This window comes from Kitasatospora sp. NPDC093102, from assembly GCF_040683915.1.
In the GTDB taxonomy this organism is placed as follows: Bacteria; Actinomycetota; Actinomycetes; order Streptomycetales; family Streptomycetaceae; genus Kitasatospora.
This window is the reverse complement of the sequence record NZ_JBFBFA010000075.1, coordinates 1-16,815: the sequence shown is the minus strand read 5'-3', so window position 1 is coordinate 16,815 and position 16,815 is coordinate 1. Positions and strand designations below refer to the sequence as shown.

Below are 16,815 nucleotides of genomic sequence, written 5' to 3'. Positions count from 1 at the left end.
CCCTCCCGGGCCCGGCTGCACGTCCGCGAGGAGGTGCCGTTCTTCACCGGCCGCCGCAAGCCGGTCAGCGAGCTGCTGAACGGCCTGGTCTGAGCCGTGTCCGCACGAAGGCCGGATCCCGCTGCCCACACCAGCGGGATCCGGCCTTCAGCGCCTTCCAGGGGGCTCAGCCCGGCAGGAACTCCCGGTACTCCACCCCGTCCTCCCAGCGCGGTTCACCGTGGTCCAGCCACAGCTCCGAGCGGTGCTCGGTGGCCAGCCGCCGCCGGAACCGGGCCGTGGCGCCCTGCGGCAGCGTCGGGCTGTGCAGGAGCCGGACCGGCCTGCGCACGACCTGGGCGAGCCGCTCGGCGAGCGGGCCGGAGTGCTCCAGGCCGCCGCGCGGCACGGTGAGCAGCACCGGCCGGCCGAGCAGCAGGTACCGGCCGAGGTACTCGGCGATCTGCTCGGCGGACAGGTTCAGCTCGCCCAGCCACCCGCCGCCCGCGCGGCTGCCGAGGTGCACGGCGGCATGGCCCGGGGGCAGACAGTGGAAGCGGGCCGCGTTGGCGTGCGGGTCGCAGGACTCCGGAGGCCGGAACCACAGGCCCAGCGGGGCGCCCCACCCGTCCCTCAGGAGCTCCACGTAGGGCTGCTCGCGGTGCTCCTCGGGCCCGGCCGAGGGGTGCGCACGGCCCGGCATCGACGCCGGGACGACGGCCTCGTCGAGGAGCCAGGCCGGCCGGCCCGGCCGGCCCTGGTGGGTGTCGCCGAGCCAGCGGCCGGGCCTGCTCCAGCGGACGAGCAGCCGGTTCGCCTCCGGTGGCAGCGCGACCTGTTCCAGCACGCCGTCGTCGTTGCGCCGCAGGTCGGTGACCGAGGTGACCCGGCGTCCGACGCCCAGTTCGTCGATCGCGCGCAGCAGGGCGACCCAGGCGGCCTCCGGGTCGGGCAGGCCCCGGATCACCGGGTCCGCCGCCGACAGGTAGAGGTTTCCGTCCCGGGCCGTCAGCTGCCATTCCAAGAAGGCCAGGAGCCTGCGGAGCACCTGCGGCGTGGGGTCCGCCCCGGCCGCCCGGGGTGCGACGGCCGGCTCGCCCGTCCGGGGCGGGATCCAGCTGCACTCGCTGCCGTGGCGGATCGCGGAGGAGGTGAGCGTCAGCTCCGCCGGATCGATCCCCGCGTACCGCAGCGCCGCGTGGTGCACCCGGCCGGAGCGACTGGGGGCGATGTAGCGCAGGCCGGCGTGGACCTGGCCGACGTACTCCCGGGCCATCTTGTCCAGGCCGCCGAAGATCTCGGGCTGGCTGCGGAAGTAGTTGAGCCGGGCGCACTCCACCCACAGCGAGGCGAACGGGTGCCGTGCCGGTGCGATGAAGATGTCGTTGGCGATGCCCACACCGGGCAGCGGATTGAGGGTGAAGGCGTGCGGCGAGCCGGCGACGGAGCGGGCCAGTTCGGGCAGCGAGCCGGCCGGTTCGGGCCCGTCCTCGGGGGCGACGAACGCGTTGTCGCCGTCCAGGTAGATGCCCCCGAAGCGCTCGATCAGCTCCACCCGCAGGTGGTCGGAGGCGGCGGCGAAGCCGCGGGGCACCTGCTTGCACATCTCCAGCACGATGCTGGCGTGCAGCTTCGGCGGGTGCCCCGCGTGGAAGACCTCGTGCAGGTTGACCAGGGCGATGCCGTTCGCCTCGGCCCACTCCAACTGCTCGCGGACGTCCTGGTAGGGGTCGGGGCCGGAGTCGGGGCGCGGGGTGGCGCGGGCGCCGTCGAAGCGCTCGCGCGGGATGTCCAGCCACAGGACGAACTGCGCTTCGCCGCGGTACCGGCGGGCGCCGTCGCCGAAGTTCCGCCAGAAGCCGGTGGTCGCGGGCATCGGCTTGCCCAGCCACACGCCGTGGGCGATCAGCGGGATCTCCACGGACTCCGGCAGTGGGGGAGCCTCGGGCGCGGTGCGCCGGCCCCAGCGGCGCTGTTCGGGCGTGCGCCGCGCGCGGGCGACCTGCCCGGCCTCCGTCGCGAGCACCTCGGGCGCGAGGTCGGCGGCCTCGGGCGCCGGCCGGGTCATGCTCAGCCGGCGGAACAGCGGCGCGAGCTGCTCCGGGGGGACGGCGGCGATGTCGAGTTCCGCCAAGTAGGGCGGTGGTGGTGGGAGTTCACGCAGACCGAAGCGGTCGGGGCCGAGCCACTCGGCGCGCGGCCGCTCGAACTCGGCGGTGTGGAGGTCCGGATGGAGCACGGTACGGAACCAGGCCAGCAGCTCCGGTGCGGGGGGCCGGGGGAGAACCGGTTCGGTGCGGTCCCCGGTGCGGGCGGCGCCGACGAGTGCGGCCGTCAGCGCATCGGCCCGGTTGCGACCGCCGGAAGCGGTCAGCCGGTGGCGCAGCCGTCGGGCCTCGGCCTCGCCGATCGCCTCGGCGGCCGACCCCTCGGCCAACCGTACGGCCAGCCGCAGGAGTTCGCCGCCGCGTGCGTCGCGGTGCCGCTCCAGCGCGGAGACGGCGGCGCGCACCCTGGCCGCCGTCCGGGCCCGGGGCCGGGCCCGCTCGACCAGCTCCAGACGGTGGGCGAGCCGTGGCAGACGGCCGTCGGCGACGCCGGCCAGGAGCTCGGCCGCCGGCCTGCCGGCGGTCCCGCCCCCTTCGACCACGCTGCCCAGCCGCCGGAGCGCCGCTTCGACGCCGGCCAGGTGCTCCGGCGCGGCCAGCGCCCCGGCGAGGTGCCGCATCCAGGCGACGGCACCCGCCGCCGCGGCCGCTTCGGCCGGTGCCGCTCCGCGTAGCCAGCGCGGAGCGGCCTTCGCGGCGAGCTCCACCTCGCGGACGGCCCGGTCGCGGGCCGTGGCCGGCCCCTCGGTCGCCAGGGCCCGGGTGAGCGTCTCCGCGTCGCCCAGCAGGGCGGCCAGGGCGTGGTCGTCCAGGGCGACCGAGACGGCTCCGGGCCCGGCCAGGGCACGCTCCACGGCTTCGGCGGCCTCGGTCCCGGCCTGCTTGAGGCCGGGCAACTCGCGGGCCAGCAGCAACGCTTCGGCCAGCCCGAGCAACTCCCGCGCGGCCGGACCGTCCGTGCCCGCGGTGGCGTCGAGCCCGGTGGCGAAGGCCCGTGCGTCCCGCCGCTCCCTCCGGGTGGCGGGCCGGCTGGCCAGGTAGCCGCCGTCGAGTTCGACCAGGACGACCGGGGCGCCGGGCCGCCGCGGTGCCGCGCGCAGCGTTCCGTCACGACCGAGCAGGCCGAGGACGACTCCCACCTGATCGGACAGCAGGTCGGGCTCGGACTGCCCGGCCGCGGGAGCCGTCTCGGGCACCGTCCGGCCGAGCGCCGCGTACGCGGCCGCCCGCACGTCGCAGTGCGCGGGCCAGAGCGGCTCCAGCCCCAGCTCCGCCAGGGCCCGCAACTGTGCCAACGCCGGTACGGCGTCCGACGGGCACGCGGAGCCGGTGCTCCGTACTGCGGGATCCACGGTCACATCCATCATCCTTTCGCCCCCGGTTGGTGGGGGCCGGGTGTGACGGCACCCGGACCCCGGATTGGGAACGGCCCGTGCCGGGCGGACGGTTCGCCCGCCGCGGAAGCCCGTCCCGACCGGGGGCGGCCCTGCGGATCCGTCGGCGCCGAGCTGAACCGTCCACCTCGTGGAGGCCGTACTGCGGGCAAGAGTGCAAGCCCGGTGTGACGAGAAAGCGAAGGTACGGCCATGACGACACCGCAGGAGGACCACGCCGGAGGAGCCGTGGAGGACCGGCGGCGGGACGCGACCGCGCAGCCGCTGGTGTCGGTCCGCGGGGTCAACAAGCACTTCGGGCACCTCCACGTGCTGCAGGACGTCGACCTGGACATCCACCGCGGCGAGGTCGTGGTGCTGCTCGGTCCGTCCGGTTCGGGCAAGTCCACGCTCTGCCGGACGATCAACCGGCTGGAGACGACCGACTCCGGGACGATCACCGTCGACGGCGAACCGCTGCCCGTCGAGGGCAGGGCGCTCGCCCGGCTGCGGGCCGAGGTCGGCATGGTGTTCCAGAGCTTCAACCTGTTCGCGCACAAGACCGTGCTGCAGAACGTCGTCCTCGGCCAGGTCAAGGTCCGGGGGATCGCCCGCCCGCAGGCCGAGCAGACCGCCCGGGAGCTGCTGGAGCGCGTCGGCGTCGGCGCGCAGGCGGACAAGTACCCGGCCCAGCTCTCCGGCGGGCAGCAGCAGCGCGTGGCGATCGCCCGGGCGCTGGCGATGAAGCCCAAGGTGATGCTCTTCGACGAGCCGACCTCGGCGCTGGACCCGGAGATGGTCAACGAGGTGCTGGAGGTCATGCGCCAGCTCGCGAGCGAGGGCATGACGATGGTCGTGGTCACCCACGAGATGGGCTTCGCCCGCTCCGCCGCCAGCCGGGTGCTGTTCATGGCCGACGGCCGGATCGTCGAGGAGAACACCCCCGACGCCTTCTTCACCGAGCCGCGCACCGAGCGGGCCAGGGACTTCCTCTCCAAGATCCTGCACCACTGAACGCCATTTTCCCCCAACCCCCTTACCACACGGCCCGGTTGAACCGCCGGCCGCAACCCAGGAGACCAGATCCCATGAGAGTTCGCCGTTCCATCGCAGTGGCCGTATCCGTCCTGGCCCTCGCCGCCGCCTCCGCCTGCGGCAAGAGCGGCTCGCCCGACGCGGCCCCGGCCGGCGGCGCCGCCGCCGCCAAGGCCCCGGCCTACACCGTGAAGTCCGGCGTCAAGCTGGACAGTTCCCCGACGTGGTCCAAGGCCAAGCAGAAGGGCAAGCTGACCATCGGCGCCAAGGCCGACCAGCCGTTCCTCGGCTTCGAGGACCTCACCAGCAACACCCGCACCGGCTTCGACATCGAGATCGCCAAGATGGTCGCGGCCGACCTGGGCTTCTCCGCCGACCAGATCGAGTGGAAGACCATCAACTCCAGCAACCGCGAGACCGCCATCGCCGGGGGCCAGGTCGACCTCTACGTCGGCACCTACACCATCAACGACGGCCGCAAGCAGCAGATCTCCTTCGGCGGCCCGTACTACATCGCCGGCCAGGACCTCCTGGTGAAGAAGGACAACACCACGATCACCGGCCCCGAGAGCGTCAGCGGCAAGAACGTCTGCACCGCGACCGGGTCGACCTCGGCGAAGAACATCACCAAGTACGGTCCGAAGGTCACCACCTACGACACCTACTCGCAGTGCGTGGACAAGCTGCTGAACGGCGAGGTCGACGCGGTGACCACCGATGACGCCATCCTCAAGGGCTACGGGGCCAAGAACGCCGGCAAGCTCAAGGTGGTCGGCAAGCCCTTCACCTCCGAGCCGTACGGCGTCGGCCTCGGCCACGACGACCAGGCGCTGCGCGACGCCGTCAACGAGGCCCTCAAGGCGCACGAGGACAACGGCGACTGGAAGAAGGCCTACGACGCCACCCTCGGCCTCTCCGGTGCCGCGGCCCCCGAGGTCCCGCCGCTGCAGGCGTACTGATCCGGACCCCGACAGCCCCATAGCAACGAAAGGAGGGCCGCCGGCATGGGCTTCCTGTTCGAGGACGACAACGTCGCACTGCTGCGCGACGGTTTCCTCAACACGCTCGCGCTGAGTGCCGTCAGTGCCCTGCTCGCCCTGTTGATCGGCACCGTGCTGGCGGCCTTCCGGGTCTCCCCGGTCCCGGTGCTGCGCGCGTTCGGCGCCGCCTGGGTCACGGTGTTCCGCAACACCCCGCTGACCCTGCTGTTCTTCGCGGTCTTCTTCGGGCTCCCCGCCCTGGACGTCCACCTCTCGGCCTTCACCTTCGCGGTGCTCGCCCTCGGCGCCTACACCGGCAGCTTCGTCTGCGAGGTGCTGCGCTCCGGCATCAACACCGTCTCCCTCGGCCAGGCCGAGGCGGCCCGCAGCCTGGGCATGACCTTCGGCCAGACCCTGGGCCTGATCGTGCTGCCGCAGGCGGCCCGTTCGGTGCTCGCGCCGATGAGCAGCGTCTTCATCGCGCTGCCGAGGAACTCCGCGATCGCCGGCGCCTTCAGCGTCGGCGAGCTGTACTCGGCCCAGGCGGCCCTGAGCGAGAAGGGCTACGCCATCTTCGCGATCTTCTTCTGGGTGGCGCTGGCCTACCTGTTCACCTCCACCTGCGTCGCCCTGGCCTTCCGCTTCCTGGAGAACCGGCTGGCGGTGGCCCGATGAGCGACACCCGTACCGCGACGGTGCTCTACGACGCGCCCGGCCCCCGCAGCCGGGCCCGGAACCTGCTCCTCGGCGCCCTGGGCGCCCTCGGCGTCGCGGGACTGCTCGGCTACGCCGTCGGCGCGCTGGCCGACGCGGGCCAGTTCGACGCCGCGCTGTGGGCCCCCTTCCAGTACCAGGCGATCCAGCAGCGCATCCTGGACGGCGTGGTGGCCACCCTCCAGGCCTTCGGCCTCGCCGCGGTGCTCTCGGTCGTCCTCGGGGTGCTGCTCGCGGCCGGCCGGCTCTCGGACCACAGGCCGGTCCGCGCGGTGGCCACGGCGGTCGTCCAGTTCTTCCGGGCGATGCCGCTGCTGATCATGATCTTCGCGCTCTACCGGAGCGTCTTCACCGCCGAGCCGTTCTGGGCCCTGGTGCTCGGCCTCGCCCTCTACAACGGCGCGGTCCAGGCCGAGATCATCCGCTCGGGCATCGACGCGCTGCCGCGCGGCCAGGCCGAGGCGGCCTTCGCCCTCGGCCTGCGCAAGACCCAGGTGATGCTCACGATCCTCGCCCCGCAGGCGGTCCGCGCGATGCTCCCGGCGATCATCGGCCAGCTGGTGGTCACCCTCAAGGACACCTCGCTGGGCTTCGTCATCACGTACCCCGAGCTGCTGTACGCGGGCAAGCTGATCGCCAGCAACTCCGACGGCTACCCGTACGTCCCGGTGGTCCTGGTGATCGGTCCGCTCTACATCGGCCTGTGCCTGGTGCTCACGGCCCTCGCCCGGTGGATCGAGTCGACGGGGCGCCGACCGACCGGGCGCCGAGGCGCCAGACGTTCCGCGCCGGCCCCGGCCTGACGCGGGAGCGGAGGGCTGGAGTGCGTCATCTCCAGCCCTCCGCAAGGCAGTTGACAGTTCATGGGCTACATCGGCTACGGAATCCCGTAGCGCTTTCCGGATCGCACTGAGATTGACTTGTCGACAAGTCGACAGTCGGGAGAGGGGTTGGTTGGGATGAGCGAGCTGCAGACGTTCCACGTGCCGGAGAACATCGCCGGATCCGCCGAGGACATCGCCCTGGGCGAGGAGATGGTCCGCGCCTGGCAGCGCGACGGGATCTTCCAGGTCGCCACCGACCAGGAGCGGACCAACACGACGAAGCTGGCCTACGAGGCCAGCCGAAGGTTCTTCGAGCAGCCGCTCGAACAGAAGTCGAGGCACGTCAGCGACCTCACCTACAGCGGTTACATCGCCTCCGGCGAGGAGATCACCGCCGGAGAGGCCGACTACTCGGAGATCTTCACGGTCTGCAAGGACGTCCCCGAGAACGACCCCCGCGTCCGGGAATCCTGGCCCTGCCACGGGCCGACACCCTGGCCGGACGCGGACTACCGGCAGCGCATGACCGACTTCATGGCCGACCTCGGCTCCCTCGGCGACCGGCTGCTGCGGCTCACCGCCCTCGGCCTCGGCCTGCCGCTCGCCGCCCTGACCGACCTCGCCGAGGACGGCTGGCACCACATGCGGGTGCTGCGCTTCCCCGCCGCCTCGGCGACCAGCTCGCGCGGGATCGGCGCGCACACCGACTACGGCATGCTGGTCATCGCCACCCAGGACGAGGTCGGCGGCCTCTTCGTCCGCCCGCCGGTCGAGGGCGAGCCCCGCAACCGCAACTGGCTGGAGAGCGAGAGCACAGCCGGCATGTACGAGAACCAGGGGCCCTGGAACCTCGTCACCCCGGTACCGGACGTGCTCACGGTGTTCCCCGGCGACATCCTGCAGTACCTCACCGGCAGCACCCTGCTCTCCACCCCGCACAAGGTCCGTCTCGGCATGCGCAGGCGGTTCGCCATGGCCTACTTCCACGAGCCCAACTTCCAGGCGGTCGCCCGCCCCCTGATCGGTCCCGTCGACGCCGACGACCAGGGCATCCACTACGGCACCCACTTCACCACCATGTTCATGCGCTGCTACCCGGAGCGCGTCACCACCCGGCGGATCGAGCAGGAGAACCGCCTGGAGGTGCTGACCGAGCTGCGGGAGAAGGCCCAGGCGGGCTGACCGGCGGCCGGTGCGGCGGTCGTCGGCCGCGAGCGGATCCGGTCCGCTCCGGCCGCACGACCGCCGCACCGTGCTGTCCCGGGCCGCACCGGGAAGCGGCCGGGACCGCCGCGCCCGACGGCCGGCCCCGGCTCAGGCCGGCCAGGGCCACTCGCCCTCCTCGGTCGGGAGGTCCACCAGGGGGAAGGGGGCGTCGAAGGCAGTGGTCCAGTCCATTTCGGTGATGTCCGGACCGTCGGCGGGAACGTCGGCCATGACGAAGGCGAGGAGCTCGTCCGGGTCGTACGGGCCGACGCCCGGTGAGGTGAACTCCGATCCGGTGAACTCCTCGACCGTGCGGTGGGGTTGCGCGGTGTCTTCGGCCTCCAGATTCAGCCACTCGTTCAGCAGGGCGTCGTCGTGCCGGCCCTCCTCCGCAGCATCCGACATGATCACGTCCGGGTCCGGGTTCGGGTCCGGGTTCGGGTCCGGGTCCGGGGCGGGCGGGTGAACCTCACTCCCCTCCCCATCGTCGGGTTCGTCGTCTCCGAAGAGGCTGCGGAACAGCTCCGCGAGATCCCGGGGAGTCGGATCGGCGGCCGTCGCGGGTGCGGCTTCCGCTCTTTCCTGCGCACCGGGGAGTTCGGCCGGCGAAGGCCGGTCGGACGATTCCAGGGGCAGGACCCCTGGGATGCCGCCGCCGGGAAGCGCCAGTCCACCCGAAGCCTCGCCGACGGGCGCATCAATGGTGGGGGTGCCGCGGAAGACCGAATCGGGCGCAGGCTCGGCCGCGGGTACAGGCGCGGGCTCGGCCGTGGGTGCGGCCGCGGGTGCGGGCACGGGCTCGGTCGCGGGTTCGGTCGCGGGTGCGGGCACGGGTGCGGCCACGGGTACGGGCGCAGGCTCGGCCGCGGGTTGGGCGTCTGCCGGGTGAGCTTTCGAGGAGGGCCGTACGCCGGGCCGCTTCAGCTTGCCGAGGTCCCTGCCCAGAGACTCCTGGATCGCAGCCCAGGCGGTCTTTCCATGCGGGTTCGGAGTCGTCCAACTCCGTTGATACCCGAGCAGCATCGTCATGTGGGCCCTCGACCCGCCCGCCTGGTCGGTGATTCCGTGCCTCCTGAGCTGCGCCCGGTTGGCCAACTGCTCGACCACCTGTCTCATGCCCATGGGGACTTTTGACTGGAGTCCTTTCTCCACCGTCCCGTTCCAGATCTTCAGTGCCGCGTGGGCTTTGCGGCCCTCCGCGTCCGTCAGGGTTATGCGGGGTGCGTTCGGAGGCGGGGGTACGGCCTCCGGCCGGTCGGCGGTCGGCGGGCCGGCCGGCTCGTCCTGGCGCGCGCTGCCGGCGGGCTCCTCGGCCGCTTCGTCGGGCTGGTCCAGCGGCGCGTCATCGGCTCCGGCGCGTGCCGGTTCGTATTCGATGAACAGGGGGTGCTCGGCGGGCGCCGCTGACGGGGCGGCCGCCTGATCGGCGGCGGGCCGCGGGTCCGCCTCGGGTCGCTCCGGCCTGGCCGGGGGTTCGGGCTCCGTCAACTCGCCGAGGTTCATGCCCAAGGCGTCCCGGATCTCCTGCCAGGCGGTCCTCCCGTGCCGGTTCGGGACCGACCAGCTCCGCCGGTACTCGACCAGGCGGCTCTCAAGGAACACCGGTCCGCCCGCCTGGCCGGCCGGTCGGTCCTTCGGGTGAAGAGCCCAGTTGGCCAGTTGCTCGACCACCGGCCCCATGTCCGGGGGCACCTTCGACCGCTGTCCCTTGTCGACCGACCCGTTCCAGATCTTCAGCGCCGCATGGGCGGTGAAGCCCGCTCTCTCGGTCAGCCTCACGTGTGGCGGAGCGGGAGACGGGGTTGTGCCTTCCGAAGTCCGGGACGTCCTGGCAGGGCCTCCCGCCGGGCCGTCGGGCCCCGCCGCCGGTCGGGGCTTCCCATGCGAAGCGGCGGCCCGGTTCTCCCAGTTGACGAGGTTCCTGGCGGGAACGTCCAGAAGGTTCGCGACGTCGGCTCCGCTCAGCCGGGCGTTGGCGCGACGGAGGGCGTCACGGGCGGCGAGGAACACGGGATGGATGCGGTGGTCGTCCTTGGACGTTGCCGGGGTCGAGTACGCGGTGTAGCCGGTCTCCTTCTGCAGGTACTCCCGGAAGGTGAGAGTCACGCGGGCCCGTGCACTCGTGGCCTTCGGCTCGGTTCTGAGCCACTTGGCGACGAGGTCGGCGGTTCGTTCGGGGGAGAAGGGGAGCCGGGAGTCGAGGCGGGGGATGAGGGCGTCGACGCGGGCGCGGGCAGCCTCCTTGGCGATGCCCACGCCGTCCGAACCCGCGGGGAGCTGCCCCTCCGTGGCCTTGAAGGAGTGGTAGTAGTGGGCGGCGACATCCAGCACCCTGGGGTCCTGCTGGTGCGGGATTCCGGCCGCGAAGACCAGGCCCCTGTTCGTCATCAGCTCGACGGCGTAGGCGATCGCATCGGCCCGGGTGGTGTCCGGCGCGGTGTCCCGACCGTCGGTGGGGGGACCGTCGGCCGGCGCGGGAGCGGCGGCGTGACCGCCGCCGGGAGCAGGTCCTTCCCGTGTCGGCTCCGCTCCGGACCCGGTCGCCTCGGCGTGCTCGGCGCGTGGGGTGAGTTCGGCGAGGGAGGCGAGGGTGAGCGGTCGGGGCAGGGCGGTGGCCTTGGCGACGAAGCGGGCGCGGTCGACTCCCGTCGGCTGGGTGACGGAGGGTCTGGTGGCGGTGATGAGGGCGTCGACGTGGGTGCGGATGTTGGCGTCGGGGCCGGTGCCGTCCGCCCGGGGGTTGATCCCGTGCAGGACGTGGAGGACGTCGAGGTACTCGGCGGTGACGGGGAGCAGGTAGAAGCTGAGGAAGTTGAGGTAGTGCGCGGCCTGGGGCCGCCACGGCGCGTGGGCGTGGACGGGGTCGGCGAGGAACCCGTTCAGCGTGTGGGCGAGCTTGACGCGGTGGACGGTCAGCTCCTGCCCGGGGCGGTGGGTCAACACCGTTGCGGCAGCACGGTGGAGATCGTCGAGCGTGGCGCCTGCGGGCAGCGCGTGCCGGAGGAGCTCGTACGGGGTGCCGACCGGCAGGGCTTCGTTGCCGCTCATCCGCAGCGAGGTCGCCAGGTCCGTCAGTGCTTTGATCGTGGCGGGGGTGGCACTCTCGACCGCTCGAACACGAGCAGCCGAGCGGGGCCGGACGGTCTGCTCGTCGCTCACGGGCCGGGCCGACGCGGCCTCCAGGGCAGGCGCCTTGGCCCGGGCCTCCGCGTCCTGCCGCTCGTCCCACACCCAGGCCGGTTCGTCGTACGGGAACTCACTGTGGAGTCTTCCGTCGGGCCACAGCGCCTGGACCCGGCGCTCGAAGGGGTGGCCGGTCACGCGCAGGGTCCACTCGAAGTCCACGGGCTGTCCCGGTGGCCGTTTCGGCACCGAGAAGCGCACGTTCGGCGCGAACTCCAGAATTCCCTGGCCGGGCTTGGCGGTTCGTTCGCTCCGTTCCTCCAGCGGGAAGTCGAGCTTGTAGCCCTCCTCGTCGGTGAACTCGACCGTGTGCATCCCCCCTTCTCCGGGAATCAGCCGGCCCGTCGCCTTCGCGTTCGGCAGGAACGGCTCCTGGTCGCTCTTGAGGACGAACCGCGCCGTCCGGGGAGCGACGACGGCGTTCCCTTCCATCGTGGCCCGGAACGGCCGGTTCGCCGGTATCCGCTGGATGAATCGGGTCCGGGAGATGTTCGAGCTGCTCGCCGCTTCGCGGTCCTGACGGGCCAGGTACGCCCACAGCGGTTCGTCGTAGGGCTTGCGGTGCAGGACGGTCCCGTCCGGGGTGGAGAACAGGGCCATTCGGCGGCCCGGCGCGGCCTTGTCCACGGTGACCGTCCACCTGAAGTTCTTCGCCGCCTCGGGCGGTGCCTTCGGGACGGGCATGTCGACCCCGAACACGGGCCCGGAGCTGCCAGGCTGGTAGGTCCTCTTCGTGCCGGTGTCCGGCAGGTTCCAGTCGAAGGACCTGCCGTCGGAGCGTCTGCTGAACCGGACCGCGTGGGCCCTGCCGTCGGCGTCGTACTGCAGGCGGCCCATCAACTGTTCGTTCCGGAAGTCCGCCAGTCGGCGTTTGGGAATCGTGATCTTCATGCCGTTGACGAGAATGACCTCGGAGGCGGTTGAGGCCTCGAAGGTGTAGTCCGGGATGCGGCCGATGAATTCGGTCGGCCTCTGGTCGAGGCCGCTTTCGGCGGGCCCGGCGGCGATGACCGTCGGCACTTCGCTGATGGGCTCGGCGAATCGGACCCGCTTGTGCTGGGTGCTGCCGTCCGGGGTCTTGGGAGCGGTGTGCTCCTCCATCGTGACGCTGACCGACGGACGCTTGCGGCCGGCCGGGCCCGGTGGCGTCTCGTGGTGTGCGGTCGCTGAGGCGGGTCCGGAAGAGGGCCCGGAGGAGGCCCAGTCCATGCCTGATGGCACGGGGGCCCGAACGGTGTCGGGTACGCGGCTCAGCATGCCGGCGGGCAGACCGAAGAGACGCCGGTCGGCGGCGGTGGCTTGGAGGCCGGCTGCGTGGAGGAAGGCTTTTCGGGTGGTGTCGTCGTTGGTCGGGGGGTGGTTGCGGGGGTGGGGGTGGGGGTTGTCGAGGAGGTGGTCGGGGGTGGTGTGGGGGGTGGTGAGTCGGTGTCGGGCGAGTTCGCCGGCGAAGGCGGCGCGGACTTTGACGAGTTCGGCGGGTTCGGGGAAGCGTGCGGCCGGTGCGGGGCGGTGGGCCGGGGCCAGGACGGTGTTGACGTCGAGGTCGAGGTGCTGTCGGTGGGTTTCGGGCAGGGCGTTCCACCAGGTGTGCAGCCGGTCCGGGGGCAGGTGCTGGACCTCCCTCACCAGTGGGTGGTTCTGGGCGTTGGCCACGGCCTGGGGCCAGTTCGGCTCACGGCTGCGCCAGTCGCCTCTCTCGTACACCGGGGCGGTCCGCTCGGATGGGCCGTGCGCGGCGGGCACGGAACCCGCCCCCTCGGCGGCACCGTCGACGGTCGGTGGCGGACCGGTCCTCGGACGATCGCCGTCCACCCGTGGGGCCGGGTGGTCGAGTGCGTACGAAGCCGGGGCGGCGTCGCCGGGTGTGTGCTGGAGGGCGGCGTGTTTGAGCTGGACGTAGTGGTGCAGAGCCCCACCGAGGACTCCCGTGCCCGCGCCCGCCGCCGCCGCGAACGCGAACGCCGACGCATCCCAGGGACCGCCCTGCCAGGCGGTGGAGACCACCGTGCCCGCCTCGCCACCGATCACCCCGCCCACCGTCCCGCCCGCCACCCTGCGCAGCAGCGCCGGCGTGGGAAGCCTGTCGGTCAGCGAGTGCCCGGCGACGTCGCCCAGCCCGCCCGCCGCGCCGCCGACCCCGGCCAGCAGCAGCGACGCGACATCCAGACCCTCACGGTAACGACCCAACTGCGACAACTGGACCGCCAGGTCCTGGACCGCACCGAACACCGCTCCCGAACGCAGCGCCGCCGCCAGCTCGCCCAGCAGCTCACCGACCGAACGCCGCCCACCCGCCAGCACCCCGGGGACCAGCGCCGCCGACACCCCACCCGTCGAGGCGACCGCCCACACCAGCTGCGCCACCGTCCACAGCGTCACCAGAGCGGTGACCTCCATCGACTTCTGCGCGTAGTCGACCTGCGTCGCCTGCTCCCGCAGCGCCTCCGAGCCCTCGCGCAGACTCCGCGCGCTCTCCCGGGTGTCCTGCCCGACACCGACCAGGGTCGCGGACATCATCGCCCCCGCCCCCGGCATGTTCGCGGCCACCCCGATCGCCAGCCGCTGGAACTCCACCGCCCGCCCCTCCAGACGCCCCGCCGTGCGCCCCAGCGCCCCCGCCCCCGCCACCAGGCCCTCCGCATCCACCTTCGGATACGACGACCCCGACATCCCCCCCATCACCACCGCCCACCACGTCGGCAGGCCCTTGCCCGATGAGCCGAACCTGAGCAGGTTCGAGAGCCAGCTGCGGACGTCGGATGTCATGGTTTCCTCGCCGGTCGATCACAGGATGAGGCACCCGTGCGGCAACCGCCCGGGCTTTGGTGGGGAGCAGATTTCCTGATCACCAACGGTCTGTCGTCCGCCACTGGTTCAGTCGCGTTCGGGCGGGCACTCGGCACCCGCTGAACGGGGCGGTGGGGCACGGTGGTTCAGTGGTGATCAGTCTGCCGCTCACTTGAAGACGCCGAGGTTGAGGACCGGCAGGGTGACGGGTTCGACGTCCACGTCCATGTCCTCCGGTTCGGTCGGCCGGGGCGCCGTCGCCTCGGCCGGAGGTTCGAAGAGCTGCCAGTGGTCGGCCTTCGGGTCGTACGCAGCGGCGTCGGGGACTTCGACCCCGAGTTCGGTGTCGAAGTCCGCTTCGAAGGCGGTGGCATACACCTTGAGTGGCATCCGGTGCTCCTCGATGAGGCGGGCATGGAAGTCCCTGGCCGCCACCAGTTGCCGGGGGGAACGGGTCGCACCGGGCGTGGCGGGTCCGTCGGTGAGGACCTCGGCCGCGTGGCACTGGTTCAGGACGATGTTCAGCGCGGTGCCGTGCCGCTCCCACATCTCCAGGAAGGAGGGCTGTGCGACGACCAGATCGGCGAGGTGGGCACCCGTGGTGGCGGCCACCGGATTGTGCTTCATCTCCGGTTCCACGACGCCTGGGAGACCGTGGACGTCGATGTAGAGGGTCGGCCCGGTCCACGGCAGGGGGTGCCAGCCGAGCTCCCCTTCGCCGGGCTTCATGGACCGAACCGCGTACACCGCTCCGGGTCCGTCGTCCAGTCGGCTCAAGGTTCCTGAGTCGAACTGTTCTTCCCGCGAGACGAGTTGGATGAAGTGTGAGTGCTCGGTGCCGCCGGGGAAGGAGCGGATCAGGAACTGTCCGGCGTCGGCCGAGCCGATCACGGTCCGGGTGGGCTCGGGCTCGGGGGGTGCTCCGGGCAGGTCGTTCCGGAGCCGGCGCTCCAGTTCCACCAGGCCGGAAGCACCGTGCCGGTCGAAGAGGTCCAGGGCCTTCAGGGCCGCGGTGCCCTCGATGGTGGTCGCGTCGAGGAACGCATTCGCATCGGTGAGCCAGTCCGGTGAGACCCCGAGCTGCAGGAGCTGGTCCTGGAGTTCTTTGAGGATGAAGTTCAAGGTGTCCTCGGCTCCCTCCATGCCTTCTTGCTGCACCGCCTCTTCGATGCGGGCGATCTCCGCAGGGGTGCGTTTCAGCCGCTTGGCCAGTGCCTTGTTCCACCCGTCGGCGTAGTGTCCGAGACGGTCGAAGGTCTCCATGGAGGCGGTGTTCAGCTCGGACCTGTCCAGGCCGAACTTTTGGAGCGTCCGGTTGCTGATCACCGCGAGCGGAACGCCTTCTACGACCCGTGAGTGGAGTCCGTCCTCTAGTTGCTCGCGGAGTGCAGGCCCGCTCAGGTCGGGCGTGCGCTGCTCGGCCGGCTCTCGGGGGTGCCAGTCCTGGATGATGCTGCGGACGGTGGCGGTCACGTGTTCGGGGGTGAGTGACTCCCAGGTGTGGTCGACCTGGGGCTCCGCCCTCGGTGGCCAGAGCACCTTCCCCTGCGGGTCGGTCCACAGGTGCATGCCCTGGAACCGGTGGTCGGGAGGCAGGATCATCCGCCATCGTCCCGCTGCCCGGCCTTCCAGTGAGCCGGCGCGGATCATCCCGTCGTGGACGGCGGAGGCGTCCCAGGCCGATTCGGAGTCAGGGACGATCAGCGGGCGTTCGATCTTCCTGGCAAGCTCCTTCAGAACCTTCCCGGAGGGTCGCACGGAGCTGTCGATCAGTAGTTGAAGCGGTCGGTTCGGCCCGACCCCGCCCCGTCGCAGTGTGGCTCGGAGAGAAGAGTCGGTAATCCATCCGGCATCGTTGACTTTCTTGAAGGGGACCAGAACCTTGCCGGTGGCGTTGAAGCGGCAGCTGATCGCGAAGATGTCCCTGTGGGAGGGTTCGAGGGATTGCCAGGCGGCTTCCCATTGCTCACCGCCGGTGAAGCCGAGGCCGGCCGGACCACGGAGGAGGGCCGGCTGTCTGTGAATGGACAACCGGCCGGAGCGGTCCGTGAACAGCTCCTGGGGAAGGCCGGGCAGTTTGCGCTGATGGAGGCCGTCCAGACCGCCGACCCAGGAGGTGCCGCCGGTGACCTGGAGTTCGCCGGTTGCCGTCCTGGAGATGCGGCTGCCGGGTGGTGCCGTCAGCAGCGTGATCCCGAGATGTTGCTCCAGTGTCCGGCGGGTGGTGTCCAGCAGCTGTTTGACGGTGGGTTGGGTGGGTTCGTGGACCGGCAGCTGGAGCGCATAGAGGCTGATGGGCTTGGGGTGGAGGAGTTCCCGCCACCGCGCTCGTCCTGATGCGCTGTCCTTCAGGTGCCAGCCGTGTTCGGTGGGGACCAGGATGGTTCCTCTGCCGGCCTTCTGCGCCAGGGCACCGGGAATCTCGATGAGCGGTACGTCGAGTGACGCGATCCCCGGTCGGGCGAACACCCGGCCCAGTGTGCCGAAGGTGTGCTGGTCCGGTTCCAGGGCCCACGTCACCGCACGGTCGTGGGTGTCGGTCGCCTTGAGGAGGTTGGTGGCAGCCTCCCTGGCGGCGGCCTTGCGTTCGGCCGGGTCCGTCATGGAGTCGGGAAGGGCCTCCTTG

8 protein-coding genes are annotated in these 16,815 nt (G+C 71.8%); 5 read left to right on the top strand and 3 right to left on the bottom strand.

Going from position 1 to position 16,815, the window contains the following annotated elements; genetic code table 11:
- Positions 1 to 166: 166 nt before the first annotated feature.
- The gene (locus tag AB0O11_RS37520) at positions 167 to 3,445 is read right to left on the bottom strand and encodes a hypothetical protein (RefSeq protein WP_363396525.1); all 3,279 of its coding nucleotides are present in this window, start codon (positions 3,443 to 3,445) and stop codon (positions 167 to 169) included.
- A gap of 228 nt (positions 3,446 to 3,673) precedes the next feature.
- Here AB0O11_RS37520 and AB0O11_RS37515 point away from each other — a divergent pair, with 228 nt between their 5' ends.
- The 5 genes from AB0O11_RS37515 to AB0O11_RS37495 all read left to right on the top strand — a co-directional run bounded on the left by AB0O11_RS37515 (position 3,674) and on the right by AB0O11_RS37495 (position 8,195).
- On the top strand, positions 3,674 to 4,474 hold the full coding sequence (locus AB0O11_RS37515; RefSeq protein ID WP_363396522.1) for an amino acid ABC transporter ATP-binding protein: 801 nt from the start codon (positions 3,674 to 3,676) through the stop codon (positions 4,472 to 4,474).
- A 74-nt stretch (positions 4,475 to 4,548) separates the two neighbouring features.
- Positions 4,549 to 5,454, top strand: a complete 906-nt coding sequence (locus tag AB0O11_RS37510; protein ID WP_363396519.1) for a glutamate ABC transporter substrate-binding protein — start codon at positions 4,549 to 4,551, stop codon at positions 5,452 to 5,454.
- A 45-nt stretch (positions 5,455 to 5,499) separates the two neighbouring features.
- On the top strand, positions 5,500 to 6,150 hold the full coding sequence (locus tag AB0O11_RS37505; protein ID WP_363396516.1) for an amino acid ABC transporter permease: 651 nt from the start codon (positions 5,500 to 5,502) through the stop codon (positions 6,148 to 6,150).
- Positions 6,147 to 6,992 carry an amino acid ABC transporter permease gene (locus AB0O11_RS37500; protein WP_363396513.1) on the top strand — a complete coding sequence of 282 codons (846 nt, stop codon included), beginning with the start codon at positions 6,147 to 6,149 and terminating at the stop codon, positions 6,990 to 6,992. The genes AB0O11_RS37505 and AB0O11_RS37500 overlap by 4 nt, the downstream gene beginning before the upstream one ends.
- A 156-nt stretch (positions 6,993 to 7,148) precedes the next feature.
- The gene (locus AB0O11_RS37495; RefSeq protein WP_363396511.1) at positions 7,149 to 8,195 is read left to right on the top strand and encodes a 2-oxoglutarate and iron-dependent oxygenase domain-containing protein; all 1,047 of its coding nucleotides are present in this window, start codon (positions 7,149 to 7,151) and stop codon (positions 8,193 to 8,195) included.
- A gap of 132 nt (positions 8,196 to 8,327) precedes the next feature.
- Here the strand turns inward: AB0O11_RS37495 and AB0O11_RS37490 are convergent, their stop codons facing one another.
- Both AB0O11_RS37490 and AB0O11_RS37485 read right to left on the bottom strand, forming a co-directional pair.
- Positions 8,328 to 14,168, bottom strand: a complete 5,841-nt coding sequence (locus AB0O11_RS37490) for a hypothetical protein (protein ID WP_363396508.1) — start codon at positions 14,166 to 14,168, stop codon at positions 8,328 to 8,330.
- 189 nt (positions 14,169 to 14,357) lie between these two features.
- Positions 14,358 to 16,815: hypothetical protein (locus tag AB0O11_RS37485; protein WP_363396505.1), on the bottom strand; the 2,458-nt coding region annotated here is incomplete at its 5' end.

Excerpts from the sequence above, each read along its gene's own strand:
- AB0O11_RS37515 (WP_363396522.1), top strand. The coding sequence starts at position 3,674 with ATGACGACACCGCAGGAGGACCACGCCGGAGGAGCCGTGGAGGACCGG.
- AB0O11_RS37510 (WP_363396519.1), top strand. The coding sequence starts at position 4,549 with ATGAGAGTTCGCCGTTCCATCGCAGTGGCCGTATCCGTCCTGGCCCTC.
- AB0O11_RS37505 (WP_363396516.1), top strand. The coding sequence starts at position 5,500 with ATGGGCTTCCTGTTCGAGGACGACAACGTCGCACTGCTGCGCGACGGT.
- AB0O11_RS37500 (WP_363396513.1), top strand. The coding sequence starts at position 6,147 with ATGAGCGACACCCGTACCGCGACGGTGCTCTACGACGCGCCCGGCCCC.
- AB0O11_RS37495 (WP_363396511.1), top strand. The coding sequence starts at position 7,149 with ATGAGCGAGCTGCAGACGTTCCACGTGCCGGAGAACATCGCCGGATCC.
- AB0O11_RS37490 (WP_363396508.1), bottom strand. The coding sequence starts at position 14,168 with ATGACATCCGACGTCCGCAGCTGGCTCTCGAACCTGCTCAGGTTCGGC.